The 15,546-nt window shown below is 59.9% G+C and carries 16 protein-coding genes and 1 pseudogene; 2 read left to right on the forward strand and 15 right to left on the reverse strand.

Annotation, left to right across the window (positions count from 1 at the left end):
- Positions 1 to 79 precede the first annotated feature (79 nt).
- From E3N85_RS12550 to E3N85_RS12580, 7 genes are all read right to left on the reverse strand, one after another.
- On the reverse strand, positions 80 to 790 hold the full coding sequence (locus tag E3N85_RS12550; protein WP_134463677.1) for a FadR/GntR family transcriptional regulator: 711 nt from the start codon (positions 788 to 790) through the stop codon (positions 80 to 82).
- A gap of 118 nt (positions 791 to 908) precedes the next feature.
- On the reverse strand, positions 909 to 2,048 hold the full coding sequence (locus E3N85_RS12555; protein WP_134463679.1) for a mandelate racemase/muconate lactonizing enzyme family protein: 1,140 nt from the start codon (positions 2,046 to 2,048) through the stop codon (positions 909 to 911).
- 65 nt (positions 2,049 to 2,113) lie between these two features.
- Positions 2,114 to 2,833, reverse strand: a complete 720-nt coding sequence (locus E3N85_RS12560) for a gluconate 2-dehydrogenase subunit 3 family protein (RefSeq protein WP_134463681.1) — start codon at positions 2,831 to 2,833, stop codon at positions 2,114 to 2,116.
- 19 nt (positions 2,834 to 2,852) lie between these two features.
- A complete protein-coding gene (locus E3N85_RS12565) occupies positions 2,853 to 4,532 on the reverse strand; it encodes a GMC family oxidoreductase (RefSeq protein WP_134463683.1) in 1,680 nt (559 codons plus the stop codon).
- A gap of 149 nt (positions 4,533 to 4,681) precedes the next feature.
- Positions 4,682 to 5,209, reverse strand: a complete 528-nt coding sequence (locus E3N85_RS12570; RefSeq protein ID WP_134463685.1) for a type 1 glutamine amidotransferase domain-containing protein — start codon at positions 5,207 to 5,209, stop codon at positions 4,682 to 4,684.
- A gap of 58 nt (positions 5,210 to 5,267) precedes the next feature.
- Positions 5,268 to 5,972 (reverse strand): cysteine hydrolase family protein, encoded by a 705-nt coding sequence (locus E3N85_RS12575; RefSeq protein ID WP_134463687.1) that lies wholly within the window; start codon positions 5,970 to 5,972, stop codon positions 5,268 to 5,270.
- Positions 5,973 to 6,328: 356 nt separating this feature from the next.
- Positions 6,329 to 6,532 carry a hypothetical protein gene (locus tag E3N85_RS12580; protein ID WP_206751246.1) on the reverse strand — a complete coding sequence of 68 codons (204 nt, stop codon included), beginning with the start codon at positions 6,530 to 6,532 and terminating at the stop codon, positions 6,329 to 6,331.
- A 119-nt stretch (positions 6,533 to 6,651) separates the two neighbouring features.
- Here E3N85_RS12580 and E3N85_RS12585 point away from each other — a divergent pair, with 119 nt between their 5' ends.
- On the forward strand, positions 6,652 to 6,891 hold the full coding sequence (locus E3N85_RS12585) for a hypothetical protein (protein WP_134463691.1): 240 nt from the start codon (positions 6,652 to 6,654) through the stop codon (positions 6,889 to 6,891).
- A 187-nt stretch (positions 6,892 to 7,078) separates the two neighbouring features.
- Here the strand turns inward: E3N85_RS12585 and E3N85_RS12590 are convergent, their stop codons facing one another.
- The 5 genes from E3N85_RS12590 to pxpA all read right to left on the reverse strand — a co-directional run bounded on the left by E3N85_RS12590 (position 7,079) and on the right by pxpA (position 11,398).
- Positions 7,079 to 8,044, reverse strand: a complete 966-nt coding sequence (locus E3N85_RS12590; protein ID WP_134463693.1) for a biotin-dependent carboxyltransferase family protein — start codon at positions 8,042 to 8,044, stop codon at positions 7,079 to 7,081.
- Positions 8,034 to 8,924: an allophanate hydrolase subunit 1 gene (locus E3N85_RS12595; RefSeq protein ID WP_134464486.1), complete on the reverse strand. Its 891-nt coding sequence runs from the start codon at positions 8,922 to 8,924 to the stop codon at positions 8,034 to 8,036. Before E3N85_RS12595 ends, E3N85_RS12590 begins: the two co-directional genes overlap by 11 nt.
- A complete protein-coding gene (locus E3N85_RS12600; protein WP_134463695.1) occupies positions 8,924 to 10,279 on the reverse strand; it encodes an acetyl/propionyl/methylcrotonyl-CoA carboxylase subunit alpha in 1,356 nt (451 codons plus the stop codon). The genes E3N85_RS12595 and E3N85_RS12600 overlap by 1 nt, the downstream gene beginning before the upstream one ends.
- 68 nt (positions 10,280 to 10,347) lie before the next feature.
- Positions 10,348 to 10,584, reverse strand: coding sequence for an acetyl-CoA carboxylase (locus E3N85_RS12605; RefSeq protein WP_134463697.1), 237 nt, complete (start codon positions 10,582 to 10,584; stop codon positions 10,348 to 10,350).
- A 76-nt stretch (positions 10,585 to 10,660) separates the two neighbouring features.
- Positions 10,661 to 11,398, reverse strand: coding sequence for a 5-oxoprolinase subunit PxpA (pxpA, locus tag E3N85_RS12610; RefSeq protein ID WP_134463699.1), 738 nt, complete (start codon positions 11,396 to 11,398; stop codon positions 10,661 to 10,663).
- Between the two features lie 99 nt (positions 11,399 to 11,497).
- Between pxpA and E3N85_RS12615 the strand changes: the two genes are divergently transcribed.
- The gene (locus E3N85_RS12615) at positions 11,498 to 12,964 is read left to right on the forward strand and encodes a PucR family transcriptional regulator (protein ID WP_134463701.1); all 1,467 of its coding nucleotides are present in this window, start codon (positions 11,498 to 11,500) and stop codon (positions 12,962 to 12,964) included.
- A gap of 56 nt (positions 12,965 to 13,020) precedes the next feature.
- On the opposite strand, the gene E3N85_RS12620 is transcribed toward E3N85_RS12615, so the two are convergent.
- The 3 genes and pseudogenes from E3N85_RS12620 to E3N85_RS12630 form a co-directional block, all read right to left on the reverse strand.
- On the reverse strand, positions 13,021 to 13,464 hold the full coding sequence (locus E3N85_RS12620; protein WP_134463703.1) for a hypothetical protein: 444 nt from the start codon (positions 13,462 to 13,464) through the stop codon (positions 13,021 to 13,023).
- 110 nt (positions 13,465 to 13,574) lie between these two features.
- Entirely contained in the window at positions 13,575 to 13,877 is a 303-nt protein-coding gene (locus E3N85_RS12625; protein WP_241978494.1) for a cupin domain-containing protein, read from the reverse strand.
- 595 nt (positions 13,878 to 14,472) lie between these two features.
- Positions 14,473 to 15,471 (reverse strand): annotated as a pseudogene (locus tag E3N85_RS12630) (IS110 family transposase); the annotation flags it as partial.
- Positions 15,472 to 15,546 lie beyond the last annotated feature (75 nt).

A 15,546-nucleotide genomic window follows, 5' to 3' on the forward strand; every position in this document is an offset into this window, starting at 1 on the left:
TCTGCGCTGTCGGACCCGCTTCGGGCTCGTCAGTGCCCCATTTCGCATCGGTAGGCTGCCGTACGCACTAGCAGAGGATTTAGGAGGCACTCTCAAGGTGCATCTGGATATCCTTTTGAACTTCAGTCAGGTGGTCGGTTACGGCGATTTCGGCGGCCGCGGAGTCTCCGGCCGCGACGGCCTCTACTATTTTCATGTGACCCGCATGAGCCGTTTCCCGTCGTCCAGGCAGTCGAATCACTCGGTGTGAATACATCACGAATAGGTGCTCGATGCTTTTGGACAGGTCAACGAGCAGCTGGTTGCCACTTGCCGCAGATATTGCTTGGTGAAGTTCACCGTCCAGCTTGATGAATGCATCGTCAGTGATGCCCGGAACTGCGGCCTTTTGGAGAATTCTGCGTAGGTTTGCGACCTGTTCTGCAGATATCCGTCTCGCCCCGATCGAAGCACCCTCCCGTTCGAGAGCTAAGCGCGCTTCGAAAAGATCGGAAACCGAGTAATCACCGGTCAAAATCATGTCCGAAGGCAGCAGCGTCGTTTTCTCATTGCTAACGACGAACACACCAATGCCGTGGTCGGTTCTGAGCAGACCGCCGGCCTCCACCATACGGAGCGCTTCCCGCATGGAACTTCGACCCACCCCGAAGTCCTCAGCGAGAATGCGTTCCGGGGGAAGCTTTGCTCCGACTTCGTATTCCCCTTCGACAATGAGGCGTTCTAGTTGCAGTGCCACGGCGTCCGCTAACTTGACCCGGGGTACGCGTTCGATCAGCTTGTTGGCACACATGAAGTCTCCCTGCGGAATATAGCTATAAAGACAATAGTAGTTCTGGCATATTACTGGTCTGGAGGTATGAACACTAAGAGTCTAATGCAAATACACTCAGGGCGACTGGCAACAGAGCCTAGACCAGCGCCGCAACGGTCGCGAGGGCAAATCGACCATAGGCATCAGTGGTCAATTCGATCCCCAAACCGGGAGCATCGCTCGCCTCGAGGAAGCCATCTCTCAAGATGGGCGGCGAAGCAAGCAGGCCATCCCAACCAGGTCCGCCGTATGCGTCGTACTCGATCATGGGGGCGTTGTCACAAGATAAAATGAGGTGCAGCCCGGCTGCCAAGGCGATACCCGTTCCCGAGGAGCACGCGATATGGGGAACGCACTTGATGTTCCACGAGCTGGCCATGTCGGCGACTCGCTTGGCCTCCGAGATTCCACCCACACTGGTGCAGTCAGGTTGAAGAATATCGAACGTTTTGCGTTTGAGCAGGTCGAGGTATTCAAACCGCGTCAGTAGGGATTCTCCGCCGGCCAGATTGATGGAAACCCGGTCAGAGAGCCAGGTGTGGTCGTCCACGTACTGGGTGAGACTGCGAGACAGAATCGGCTCTTCCAACCACGCCACCTGAAGCTGTTCCAGCTCGCGGGCCAGCGTCAGAGCTTCTCGCCTATCAAAAGCCATGTTGGCGTCAACCATGATGTCAATGTCTGGCCCAACGGCCGTACGGACAGCGGCGACCATGTCAACACCGGCCTTGAGGTCGGGACCGTGGCGAAGTTTCATGGCGGTAAAACCCTGCCCGACGGCCTGAATGGCTTCCTCAACCACGAGGTGGGGAGCCTTCAGCGAGGGGGCAAAATAGGCGCGCACCTTCGACTTGGCCGCTCCGAGCAAGCGGTATACCGGCTGACCACTCAGCTTGCCGAGCAGGTCCCACAGGGCGATGTCGATGCCGCTCAGAGCGTAGGTTTCGATGCCACGTCGCCCCCACATGTGGGTCGCGTTTAGCATGTCCTGCCACAGCGCCGCAATGTCCTGCGGGTCCCGACCGATAATCATCGGGCCGAGTTGGGCATTGATTATCGGACCAACGGTGGAGAAGTACTCCGATGAGAATCCCGCTTCCCCGATTCCTTCGAAACCCTCGTCAGTGCGAATACGCACGACAATCCCGCCTTTGGAATTGACGGCCATCGCACCCCACCGCAGTGGTTCATCGAGTGCGACCCCCACGGGGAAGGCCGTGACCTCAGTGATCTTCATGATTTTCCCTTGTCTAGTTAGCAGCGGCTACCGGAATCCCGGTCGCCGCTGCATATTGCAGCTGGTTAGAGCGTGCCGCCCGCCTGACGGTAGGCCCGTAGCTGCGGAATTAGGTCTTCCCAATCGAAGTCGCCCTGATAGAAATACTCGGCGGTGCTGTAGGTGCCGTCCATGGTGTCCTTGAGTGACTTCGGCCCCGGGAATCCGATGAATTTCCAGCCCATCTGGTCCTTATTGCCGCCATAGACCGGATCACAATAGAAACCTTGGCGCGTGTGTAGGCAGAGGGCGCTGAAGAAGTCGAGCCCCTCGTCAAAGGAACCCTGCAGGAATGTCGTGACCGGCTCCTTCGTGCCGAGTGTCACATGGCCCGGCTTCGGGGCTCCGGACAAGAGCTCCAGCACGCGGTCTGCCCCCTGGTCGCTGAGTTCAGCAAAGCGCTTACCCTCTTTTGCCTCCGCCAGGGCATCCAGCTGGGCCAGGCCATGTCGGTAGACGTTTTGCATTTCGTTCATTCGTGCCCGCCAAGCATCTGCATATTTTCCTGTTATCTTCAGGAATCCACTGCCGTCGGCGGCTGCGTAGACGTAGTCGATGCCCGAGAGATAACGGTCAATAAAAACTACAACCTTGGCCTCGCGCGCGCCCGCGTCTTGGTCGGTCGGCATGATCCGAGCCGTCGCGGCTTCCACGGTGGCCCATTCATGGGCGGTAAAGAAAAGACGGTCGGTGGAGTCCGGGTCGACCGGAGCCCCAACGATCTCCCATTCTGATTTCAAAGTCACGAGTATGTTCCTTCCTAGTTCAACGCATACTGTTCGAGAGGACGAGACGTTCTTCGCGTCCCTTGGAATAAACCTCGGCAATGTACTCGCTGCAGCGCCAGGCGTTGGCCATCATGGTCAGCGTCGGGTTCACGCCAGTGGCCGTTGGAAAGCCGGATCCATCCAGAACGAAAAGATTGTCCACTTCGTGGGCCTGCCCCCACTCGTTCAGCACGCTCTTGGCTGGGTCGGCGCCCATACGGGCGGTGCCGTGCTGATGGCACGTGTTGCCAGTCATCTTGTCGAGGTAGACGGGGACGGTCTTGCGTGCTCCGGCCGCTTCCAGAATTTCGACGTTCTTGTCGACCTGCCATTTACCCATGGCGATGTCGTTGCGGTGCGGGCTATGCGTGATGCGCGCAACCGGCAGGCCGAAGGCGTCCTTAACCGTCGGGTCGAGGTCCACACGATTGGACTCCACCGGAAGGTCATGCAGGATTAGACCAATCTTCATCGCGTAGTTGTAGTAGTTGCGATCGGCATCCTTCAGCGCCTCGCCCCAGGTCGGACGGCCCGGGAAGACCCAGTTGATTGGATGGCAGGTTTGAGAGGCGGAGATGATGGAACCGCCGATGTGGCCACGGCTCTCGTCGGTCTCGTAGAACTCCAGCGAACCGCCGCTGATGTAGTTGCCGGCAAAGCCGTTGAGTGGCTCGTCGATGTCTTTGTCGAAGAGGCCTACCGCGAAGAGATACTCGTGGAACGTAGCGTTCTTCCCCACTAGACCGCTGCCGTTGGCGAGGCCATCGGGAAACCGCGGGGACTTCGACATCAGCATAAGGCGGGCGGATTCGATGGCACCGAGAGTCAGAATGACGACGCGCGCGTCCTGCTCCACTTCGTTGCCGTCCGGGTCGATGTATATGACGCCAGTGGCTTTGCCGTCTCGACCCAACTTCACCGACTGCACAAAGCACTCGGCGCGTACCTCCAGGTTCCCAGTTGCCACAGCTTCGGGAATGAAGGAGGTCAGAGTGTTGGAGCGGGCACCGCTCGGGTCACCGTACTGGTTCCAGAAACTGGTCTGATTGAACGGGTCGCGTCCATTGTGTTTGTTGGTCACCATGGCGTGAGGGATGGGGAAGGCGTTAATTCCCATTTTGTTGCAGGCATCGTAAAAGCGCTTGCCGTACTGAGTCGGTCGGAGAGGGGGGCTGGGGTACCCCTTGCTGCGGTGTGGTTCATATTTGTCAGCACCCGCGATGCCGGATACACCAAACGCCCACTCAACCTTGGTGAGGTAGGGCTCGAGGTGCTCATAACGAAAGGGCCAGTCCGCCAAGCTAGCGCCTTCGATGTCACCGTGGAGGGAACGCATCATGAAGTCAGACTCGCGAGGGCGCGGCACCCAGCCGGCCCAGTGGTTGGTGCCACCGCCGACCATCTGCGGGAGAGGCGAGAAGGGGAACCTCTCCGCGACTGCGTTTTCGTCGTAGCGCACCGTGCGTGGGAACATTTTCGGGTCCGGCCACATGTAGTCACGATTTACAAACTTCAGTTCGTCGCCGGAATAATGCTCCAGGGGGCGCAGCCATGGACCACGGTCGAAGCCCACCACCTTCAGGCCAGCCTCAGCCAGCACTTTAACAGCGGTACCGCCGTTAGCCCCAAGCCCCACGACAATCGCGTCGACGATCTCGGGCTTTTTCCGATTCAGCATGTTTGTTCTCCTCCTTGAGACGACGTTGGTGACTTCTTATTTGCTTCTGTTCAGGTCATCAGATGCGGATGTCGTCGTCCGCCGGATGATCCGACGATGAGTTGTCGGTGAAATGAACGAACCGGCAACTCATCTGGGCCGCGTGCTACCTAGTGAGTCTCGAGGTAGGAAACCAACGCCGCACCGAATGCGGGCAGATCTACCGGAGTGCGGGAGGTGATGACGTTGCCGTCTATGACAACTGATTCGTCAACCCAGACTCCCCCGGCGTTTTCCACATCATCTTTAATGGGTAGGTAGCCCGTTGCCTTTCGACCATTCTTGAGCACGCCAGCAGACGCCAAGATCCAACCGCCGTGGCAGATCGACGCAACAAGTTTGCCGGACTCGTGGGCATCACGAACGAGAGCGATCATCTCGGGGTGCAGCCTCATATTGTCGGGCGCGAAGCCACCCGGGACTACGACGGCGTCGAAATCCGCTGAGGTAACGTCCGCAGCGTCAACATCCACGTCCATCGGATAGTGCTCCTTGGAGTCGTAGCTCTTCTTGGTTCCACTACCGACGACGGTAACCTTCGCTCCGGCCTCTTCGAGGCGAAGCTTGGGGTACCAGCCTTCAAGGATCTGGTACTCATCCTCGATCAACAGAGCAACGTTTTTTCCGGAAAGTGTCATTACTGGTGTCCTTCTACATCTTGTCTTGTGGGGCGCGAGGGGTGAACGGCGAAGTGAATTATTTGGCGAGCATCTCGAGGAACTCGATACTGGTGCGCACATCGCCGTGGTTGGCCTGAATGTTGCGCAGTGCTTCCCAGTGCTGGCCGTAACCGAGCGGGTCGTCCTGGCCCGAGGGGATTGCTGCGGTGGTGTCTGCCAGCGCAATGATCTTGTAGTCCTGGTTTGCACCGTCGATAGCTGTAGCGATCTGGCAGTTGCCGGTGGAGAGACCGGCTACGACGAGGGTGTCAGCACCAGCGCGCCGCATGTACTCGTTTAGCGGCGTACCGAAGAACGAGGAGAAGCGGTGCTTACGCATAACGGGTTCATCCGACGCCGGAACCAGTTCGTCGACTAGTTCGTCACCGCCGTTGCCCCAAGCGCCCGGGAAGTTGTCCAGCTGGCCCTCTAAGCCCCACTTGACGTCGGCAAATCCGGCGTCTTTACCATCGCCGCGCAGCCCCCAGAGGGACCAGACAACGGGGATACCGATCTCCCGGCAAGCATTGAGCACATTGAGGACCGGCTGAACGGTGTCTTTACCCTCGGGCGCGCCGCCGACGCTCTCGATATACATGGCCCCGCCGACCTCGGCGCAGGCCTTCTGCATGTCGAGCACGAGCAACATCGTTTTCTTCGGGTCGATCGTAGGCGACACCCAGGAGGACCGATTGATTACTTTGTCAATGTTTTCGTATGTGAAATCGAGCGAGGACAACATTGTCTCTTTTCTATTCAAGATGTTGCGAAGGTAGGTTATCTGATGGTCTGGTGGTCTGAACTATGACACACGATCCGTAACGCAGTCAAACTTTTTTTCAAAGATGCAAGTCGAAGTTCCCGGATGGAGCCATGAGACAGTCAGTGGACGCACCGAAATTGAACGGTGGTTGCTTCTACTTGGGCCAGGACGAGCGTCTGCGCATCGCGGATCTGAGGTTGGGTACACCCTGCCAATCTGCTCAGAGAACCTGGTCTCGACGAACGAAATAGCCCCTTCATCTGGGTTCTAGAGCCCGCGCTGGCAAGCCAGTTAGACAGCATTTGAGCTACGCGTTTGGTTCGTGTCGACTGTGGTCAACCACCGAGCACCGCGTCTAGGAACTCGGCCGTCACCCGGTCGACCATGTCAGCCGTGACTACGTGGCTGTTCCTGGTGATCTGCTCGTTCGCGTGACCGAGCAGTCGTGAGGCCAGCACAATCCCAGCCGCCCGCTCAATGAGCGTCGCGGCCGCGCGGCGGTAGATGCGCGTCGTGTACTCTTCCCCGTCAATACCCATCTCGACCGGATGAGTGCGCTCAGACTCCACGAATGCGCGGGCAGGCGCTCGTAGCAGCCAATCGGGAATCGCTGTAGATGCGGCCCATTCGCTGAAGGGGGACGTTGGAGCCGCAGGCGATGGATGCGCGTTCCTCCCGGGCTGTGATGATCTGGACGAGCAATTCGACGATCGTAGCGGGCATGGGTGTGGTGTTGCCGGGCAACGGCATCAGCCAGGGGCTCGGCGACCTCCTGGATGCCGGGCAGGTCCAGGGCCTTGCAGTCGGCGGTGATCGCGGCGTGCGCGGCCGGTTCGGTGATCGTGGCGGTGGTGGTGCTCATCGGGAACCTCCGAACGGAGTGAGGAGCTGGTCGTAGCGGGTCAGCGACGGGGCCTGACGTTCAGGCAGATGAATGGTCGGGGCGTCCCCGTGACCGAGACGGGCGTCAACGAGGGAACGCTGGCGGTGGGGCAGGATGCGTGAAACATTCATAGCGCGCAGGCCGCAGAGCGGAACGTGGCGCAATACCGAATCTCGACGTTTCCTGGCCGACCGACGCCCGATTAAGACCAGATTCGGGCGGCTCGGGCGTTGTTTTCCTGGCGCGCAGCCAGCGCTTCCTCCATGTTCACAGCGACGAATCGGGTCTTCGTGCCCGGCGCGCAACGCGCGACCAGGTCCATATCCGCGGAGATGACCGTGGCGACCATAGCGTACCCGCCGCCGGAGACAGCGTCGCGGTGCAGGATGATGGGCTGGGTACCGCCGGGAATCTGAATGGAACCGACAGCGTATCCGGCGTCGACGATATTCGAAGGATCCTGCCCGGCTCCGAAGGGCTGCTCGCGGTCTTTCCACTCAACTCCGGGTCCGCTATACCGTAGTCCCATCCGGTCAGCGACAGGAGTTAGCATCCATTCGCTGTTCAACAGGCTGTCCAATCCTTTGGCAGAAAGATTGTGATCGTACAGCCCGAGCATGACGCGCACCTTCACATCCTTGGAAAAGACGGGACGATCGTCAACGGCGATGGACGTGACCACCGGGAGGCCGTTATCTGAGCCGACACCAACCGGAACCACGTCTCCGGCAACGAGCGCACGCCCGTCGACTCCCCCGATGGCTCCGATGGGATAGGTCGAGCGCGAACCGAGAACCTCCGGGACATCGATTCCACCGTGCACGGCGATAAAGTACTTGGTGCCGCCCTTGATCACACCGAATTTCAGCTCGTCTCCAGCCAAAAGCTCGATCCGTTCGTATTGGGGTACGAGCTGGCCGTTGACGAACACATCGACCGGAGCCCCCGTTACGGCAATGACCGCGTTGGTTGTGGACACGAGTTTGGGACCGATATAGGTGCACTCCAGCACCGCATCAGACACCGTGTTACCGACTAGACGGTTGGCGAGAGTGGCCGAATACTGGTCCATCGATCCGCCCTGCGGAAGGCCAAATTTGTAGTAACCGATACGTCCCTGGTCTTGCGCTGTTGTGGACAAGCCGGGCTCGATAACGTCAAATGCCATTGAGTGCCTCCAGAAGCGACAAGGTGTACTTATTGGGGTCGGCCAGAGCCGCACTTAAATCGAAATCAATGGGTGTTTGTCGGTACCGGAAGGTTCCGGCATCGACCTCTGTCTGGATGCACCGATATTCTGCCTCGTCAATCGGCTTGAACTTCACAATGTCACCCGGCTTGAAGAAAATCATGAAGTCCGAGAAGTCGTCCAGTCGCTGGGCCGGATCGAAGATCGGGGCGGCCGCCACGCCGAACATCTGATACCCACCGGCACCGCGCACCGAGTAGATGCAGCTGAAGCAGCCTCCGTAGCCGACCGTCAGCGCCGGGGTATCCGTTCGGGGGCTGAGATATTTGGGAACCTGGAGTTGTTGCTCGCGCTCGACCAGCTGGTAGAGAAAGGGCAGACCGGCCACAAAGCCCACCATGGATACCAGCCACGGAGTTTCATGGTGCCGTTTGATGAATTCCTCGGCATCGGCCAGCCCATTCACCTCCGCGGCATAGTCCAGGTCGTTGCCTTCGGGCCGCTGATGGTAGCCCTCACGGAACCGGGCACCGGTTTCGTTCGTGTACGGGTCGTTGTACCAAACGGGGATCTCGATGATGCGCGTTCGGAGAACCTTGTCGGTGGCCGCTCGCACCTCCTGCTCCAGGGCGCGTACTGCTCGTTCGAGTTGTTGCCAGTCCAGGATGTCCGGGTCGAACCGCACCAGGAGTGACGCGTTGGCCGGGCAGATATCCACGATGCCCGCGAGTTGCTGCAATTCCAAGGCATTCGCGATGCTGTTGGAGATGAAGTTGGCTTCGAGTGACATGCCCTCAGTGATTTCGACAAAGAGAAATTCGTCGCCACCCCAGGTGTATCGGGCCATGGTCTGCTGCATCACGCGGCGTCTCCCAACGGGCTTAAGACGGTCTCGATGTATTTGGTGTGGTGGTTGACCTCGGCGAAGTCATCCAGGGCAACCAGTGAGCGAAGCAGCCCGATGGTGGTTTTTACACCGTCGATCTGCGCTTCGTCAAGGGCCCGTTGCGACCGGGCGATGGCCAGCTCCCGTGTCGGTGCCCAGACGATGATCTTGCCGAGCAGCGAATCGTAAAACGGGGCCACGGTCTTGCCCGCGGTGAAACCGAAATCCGAACGCACGCCCGCGCCTCCGGGCAGGGTCATGGCCTTGATCAGGCCGGGGCTCGGCATGAAGTTGTTGTCGGGATCTTCTGCATTGATGCGAAATTCCAGCGCGTGGCCGACGAAGTGAACGTCACTCTGCGTGATGTCGAGCTTCTGACCGGCGGCGATCCGCAACTGCTCACGCACCAGGTCCATTCCGGTGATGGCCTCGGTGATGGTGTGTTCTACCTGAATACGCGTGTTCATCTCAATAAAAGCGACCTCATGGCTGGCCGGATCGTAAAGAAACTCGATGGTACCCACACCGACATAGTTCGCCTTGCGCGCCAGCTCCACCGATGAGTCGCGCATCCGTTCCCGTACGGCGTCCGGCAGACTGGGCGCTGGGGCTTCCTCCAGAATTTTCTGCTGCCGGCGCTGCATGGAGCAGTCTCGGTCCCCGAGGTGCACGTACGTCTCACCGTCTCCCAGAATCTGCACCTCAACATGGCGGGCCTGCGTCACGAACTTCTCGAAGTACACATCGGAAGAGTTGAAGGCACCGAGCGCTTCCGCCTGCGCTATCTCCACCGTCGCGCGCAACTGTGCCGGGTCTTCCACCAGACGGATACCGCGCCCCCCACCCCCTGCAGAAGCCTTGACCACCAGGGGGTATCCGATGCGTGCCGCAATGGCTTCGAGATCATCGTCGTCCTGCAGTGCCGTTTCGGTACCGGGGAGAGTCGGAACACCGGCGTCGAGCGCCGCCCGTCGAGCACGGGACTTGTCTCCCATGAGTTCGATCGATTCCGGGGAGGGCCCCACCCAGATAAGACCGGCGGCAAGTACTTTGCGAGCGAACTCGGCATTCTCGGACAGAAAACCGTAACCGGGATGAACGGCATCCACGCCGCCGTCGAGGGCGGCCTTCAACACGGCATCGTGGTTGAGATAGCTGAGCCCCGCCGGGGCCGGCCCTACCACGATGACCTCATCGGCCAGGTCTGCGGCGAGAGAGGCTTTGTCGGCTTCGCTCACGACCGCGACGGTCACGAGCCCCATTTCGCGAGCGGTGCGGATGATTCGAACGGCGATTTCGCCGCGATTGGCTACGAGGAGTTTTTTCATTGAGTCTTCCAGTGAGTCGAGTGAAACGTGATCGATGGCGGGGCGGCGCGGATCTCTGCAGACGACGTTCAGGAGGTGAGGGCGATCACGTCACCGGGGTTGACGACGCCGAAGTCGTCGACCTCAAATTTTTCGAGCACACCGTCGAATTCGGCGCGCACTTCGCTGAATTGCTTCATAATCTCCACGAGGCCGATGGTCTGCCCTGCCGAGACGGTATCGCCCTCGTTGATGTAGGGGTCTTTGCCCGGACCGGGCTTGCGATAGAAAATTCCGGGAAGCGGGGAGATGATCTGGTGGCTCATGGGTTCACTTTCATCGAGCGGTTGGGAGTGGAAACGCACGCGGAAGCCGCTCGGGGCACCCATCGGGCGTGGTGAATCATCGGCCGAGCGCCTCACGCACGGCACCGGCGACGGCTGGAGAGTTCGAGGTGTCGGAGTGCACGCATACGCTGCCGAAGGGGATCTGGAGTTCGGTACCGTCGTTGGCCAGCACCGTACCGTCCGCGAGTGCCCGGCGCACCCGGGTGGCAGCCTGAGCCGGGTCAGTGTTCTCCGGGCGACGGAGAATTATCAGGCCACCCTCAGCGTTGTAGTTCAAGTCCACGTAGAGTTCCGATACGAATTCCACGCCTTCGCGCTCGGTAACCGTCTCGTGCGCGGTGCCGGCGAGACCGAAAATCGGCACACCATACGACTTGGCAACCTTCGCTGCCGCCTGCATGAGCGACTCATCTCGGGACAGCATTCCAAACAGGGAACCGTGCGGCTTGATGTGGTTGAGTGGCATGTCGTACTTGTGCAGAAAACCAACGAGTGCGCCCACCTGGTACCGAATGATCGATTCCACCTCGGAGGGCATCAACTTCATTTCGCGGCGACCGAACCCGACCAGGTCGGGCAGCCCCGGATGCGCTCCGACGAGCACCCCGTGCTGGCGGGCGAGCGCAACGGTGGTGTCCATTGTGTCGGGATCTCCGGAATGAAAGCCGCAGGCAACGTTCGCCACGTCGACCAGTTTCATAAGGGCTTCGTCATTTCCGAAACTGTGAATGCCGAGGGCTTCCCCCATATCGGAGTTCACGCTGATGTTCGACCTGCTGTTCACATCTACCATCCCCCCACGCTACGGTGCGCAGGCGGCACGGCCCAGTGGGCATCTGCACTAAACTTGTAAAAAACTTTGTGCAAACTGCCGATTAGACTGGATTTTCAGATGCGCGTTGTCGACCTGATTCTGGAACGGTCCCTGCAGTTGTTGCTGCAAACGCCCTCGTCGGAGGCGCGTCTGGCGACCGAACTCAGCGGATGCGCTCCCACCGAACTGATGGATCCCACGCCGTTCCTTGATCCGCATGCGTTGCTACTGACCAGCGGTATCGGAATGAATTTCTCCGATGAGCGTACCTGGGACGCTTTCGTTGAGCGCCTCGCCGAGGTACCCGTCTGCGCCATAGTCTTCGCGACGGGGATGGCCCATCGCGTCCTTCCTCCCGGCTTGGTCGCCGCCTGCACTAGGCGGGATATCCCCCTGCTGGAAGTGCCTGCAGCGGTTCCCCCATTGCAGGTGAATCGCTTCATTGAGAGCGTTATGCACGCCGAACGGCTGGCCGTGGTCAACCAGGGCTGGACGCTTGCCGATGAATGCGCCCGGCTTGCCAACCAGGATGCCGAGGTGGTGACCCTGCTTGCCACCATCTTCAACACGATCGAGTCTCCCCTGGCCGTTTACGACGCCTATGGCACGGTGATTGCGCAATACCCGGCAATCGCGTCGTGGACGGAGGGAATCAGAACAAAGCCGGAGGTGGGAGTGTTGAATATTCCCCTGCCGATGGGACTCAATAATCCCTGCCGCCTGGCCATCCGAGACAAGGACAGCGACAGCCCACTCGCCTCTCTGCTGGGACCGGTCGCGTCCATCATTGCGCTGCAACTCAACCGATCGGTGATTGTTGATGCCAGCCGTCAGCACGAGATCAAGAATTTTGTGATCGCCTGCCAGTCTTGGGAGGAAGCGACGCATCTCGACGTGAGGCGGACCTTTCAGGACATCGGCCTGGATGCGAGTGAGGAGACGACCGTTCTGGTCGCGGATATGAGCGGCGAGTTCGCCTCGACATCCTGGCAATTGCGGGTTGCCCTGCACGACAAGTTTGAGACTGTTCGGGTTACCGAGTTCGGCGACCGTATGGTCGCGCTGGCGCAAAACCCTCGTGTTGACTTCGATATCGTCGTCGAGCGCCTGCTCCACATCCATGATCGGCAGCCACTAGTTCTGAAACGTCCCACGCTCAGCCTGTTCGAGCTTCGATTGTCGGTGGTGCACGCTCTCCAAATGGTGCAAAGGATCGATCGGCCCCAGCTTGCCCCGGACTTCGGACTCAGCGCCGTCGTCACGGCGACCGCCGGACGGGGGTCAAAGGAGTCAGCGCGCAAATTTCTCGCCCCGCTCTGGGAATATGACTCGAAGCGCACCGGCCCATTGGTGGAGACGCTGCGTGCGTACCTGCGCAATGACGCACAGCCGTCGAAGACCTGCAGCGCGTTGTTCATTCATCGCAACTCGCTCAATTATCGACTGCGCAAGATCGAATCGCTGTTGCGCTTGAACCTCAGCTCCGTGGAAGGTCAGGCCACTTGCCTGTTTGCTTTGCGTCTGGTCGACCTTGACGACAAATAGCAACGGCGTGGGAATGCCCGAAGGCACTCCCACGCCGCAGCAGCAGTGCAATCCTGTTACTTGGTACCGGCAAGCGCCGTGACCGGAGCCGTCTCACCCGCAGTGGTCTTCCACAGCCCACCGTAAACGGCGGAGGCGACGACAGCGGTGAGAATGGGGCCCCACGTCGCGCCCACACCGGCGATGCCAGTTTCAAAAGCCTCGAGTCCCGGGATGGTGAAGGTGAGGAAGATGCCCACTAAGGCGCTGAAAGCGTAAGCGAGAATGTAGACCACCCCGCCGAAGCTCCACCGCTGGTGGAATTTAGTGTCCTCGCGCTTTCCGAGTGCGGCGTAGTCCATGGTGAACATCATCATGATCCACACGCCCATGTACGCAGCGAATGTGGCGAGCCACCCCGGGCCACCCATGACGACGGCGAGTCCGGATTCGGGCTGCTGGGTGAGCCAGGTGCTGGTGAAGCCGTACTGCACACCAGCCCAGATGACGGCTGCGATCAAGCCGCCGAGGTAGACGGACAGGAGCCATCCGTTCAGCTTTTCCTGGCCTTCCAGGATGAGGTGCTGGCCTTGCAGGACTAGATTGAATAACAGGCCCAGTAGGTGAGTCGTCAGACGAGTTTTTCAACTTCCACGAATTCGATGGCTCGCGACCCACGATTCTCGACAGTGTGTTCGGCTCCAGACGGCCGGGTGTAGCTCTGGCCAGTACGAATTTCCGCGACGATCTCTGAGCCGTCGGAGTTGATCACGTGCATGGTTTCGTTGACGAGGGGCACGACCGCATACTCGAATTTATGAACGTGCATCGGAATGGCACCTCCCGGTTCAATCGTCCACTTGGTCACGCGAAAAATACCATTGTCGATCTGCGTCTCACCGGTGGCCATGAGTTCCCCTTGCTCGTTGGACATAGTGACGATCTTACTCAGGGCGGGATGAGAGCGATTCGGTCTATCCGGCGGGAGCAGCGACATCCACTGGCATGGTGCTGGTGTCGCCGGGGTGCTTCCAGAATGGGTCCGAATGAGTTCGACGGCAGCGCCGATCACGAGAGAGGCGCCGAAGCCCTGCAGGTCGGCAGCGCGACCGAGAGCCGGCTGGATGAAGACCCCAACGAGACTGTCGAATAGCGAGTAGCCTCCCCGTCGGTTTGCCGCGACCGTCACGGTGGCGTGGGTGCAGGCCGGCATCGCCACGAGTGACGGCCGCCTTTTCTGCTCGAGTTGGTGGGCCGAGGGGTCCCAACACGAACCGGCCCTTACGCCAGGGCGTGGTCAGCGGGAAAGGTGGCAGCAGCCCCTGCTATATCCCTGTGATCACGTTCATCATTCCTACGTGCGTGCCCGGGTTCTGGTAGCTGCAAGAGCATGTTTATGCGCTTAGGGGCATCACGAAGACAGATGCCTTCCTATGGCCAGCTCGCGGGTGGGAGTGTGAATGAGCGACTCCGCAGGTCCGGCGTGCTGAAAAATTCTCCGCCCACAGCAAGATCATGACGATCGATCTCCTCGGGAGGCAGCGGTGGATCTCTCGCCGGGTCTTGCCTTCGGCGGTTCTTCTGTCAACGTAGCTTTTCGTCGTGGGGTCGGTGATCATGCGGCAGCGGGCAATGATGTGGAGCGCTCGGTTCAGTTGACGGTCGCCGTGGCGGTTGAGGCGATGCCGGGTCGTATTTCCCGATGATGCCGGAATTGGGCTAACGCCAGCCAACGCCGCGAAGGCGGCTTCCGAGCGCACTCTGCCTTGGTGGGAATAAGCGGTCAGGATGATAGCGGCCGTGAATGGTCCGACACCGGGGATGTCCTGGATGCCTGGAGCGAGTTCGTCGACGTGCTTTGACAGGGCCGCGTGATTCGTTTCCAACTCGCGAGTGCGCTGGTGGATCGCGGAGGCGAGCCTGCGGGCTTCAGATCGGGCGACGGCAGCGGCAATGTCATCGCTGGAGCGATCGCGCCATGCGGCGATGATGTCGACTTGAGTGTTGGTCAGGGGTGCGCGGACGTCGAGGCCCAGGTTGATTATCCGCAGGAGCGCGTTGAGCGCGTTGCGGTCGCTGGTGCGTTGGGAATCGATACTGTGTCTCGCGACGAGCAGAACTCGAAGGGCGCTGCGAAGCCCGTCGGCGCGCGGCAGAATCAGCGCGGTCGCATCGGTGCCAAGCGCGGTGCGGGCGGCAGCCACGGCATCGATTTGGTCGGTTTTACCGTGACCATCCCGGGCCTGCCGTTTGGGTGGTTTGACCTCGCAGACGCGGATCCCCGCGGTGGTGAGAGCGCGAGTCACGGTTGCTCCGTAGGAGCCGGTGCCCTCGACAGCGGCAAGCTGCTGCCCATCCGAGCGTCGCTCAATCCATGCGATCGCGCGGGCGGTGCCAGCGTCGGTGGTGGGAAACGAAGCGGTGTCAATGACTGCGCCAGTAGCGGCAGCAACGACTGCATAGGTGTGCGTTTTGGCGTGGGTATCCACGCCGATGACGTATTTGTATGTGTCAGCCACGGTGCTCACGAAGTGTCTTCTTCCGGTAAATGGTTCGTTATCCGGGCCTGGGAGAATTGTCGCGAGGCAGATCTCTAATGAGTC

It is taken from the genome of Cryobacterium sp. Hz9 (assembly GCF_004402825.1).
Lineage (GTDB): Bacteria > Actinomycetota > Actinomycetes > Actinomycetales > Microbacteriaceae > Cryobacterium > Cryobacterium gelidum.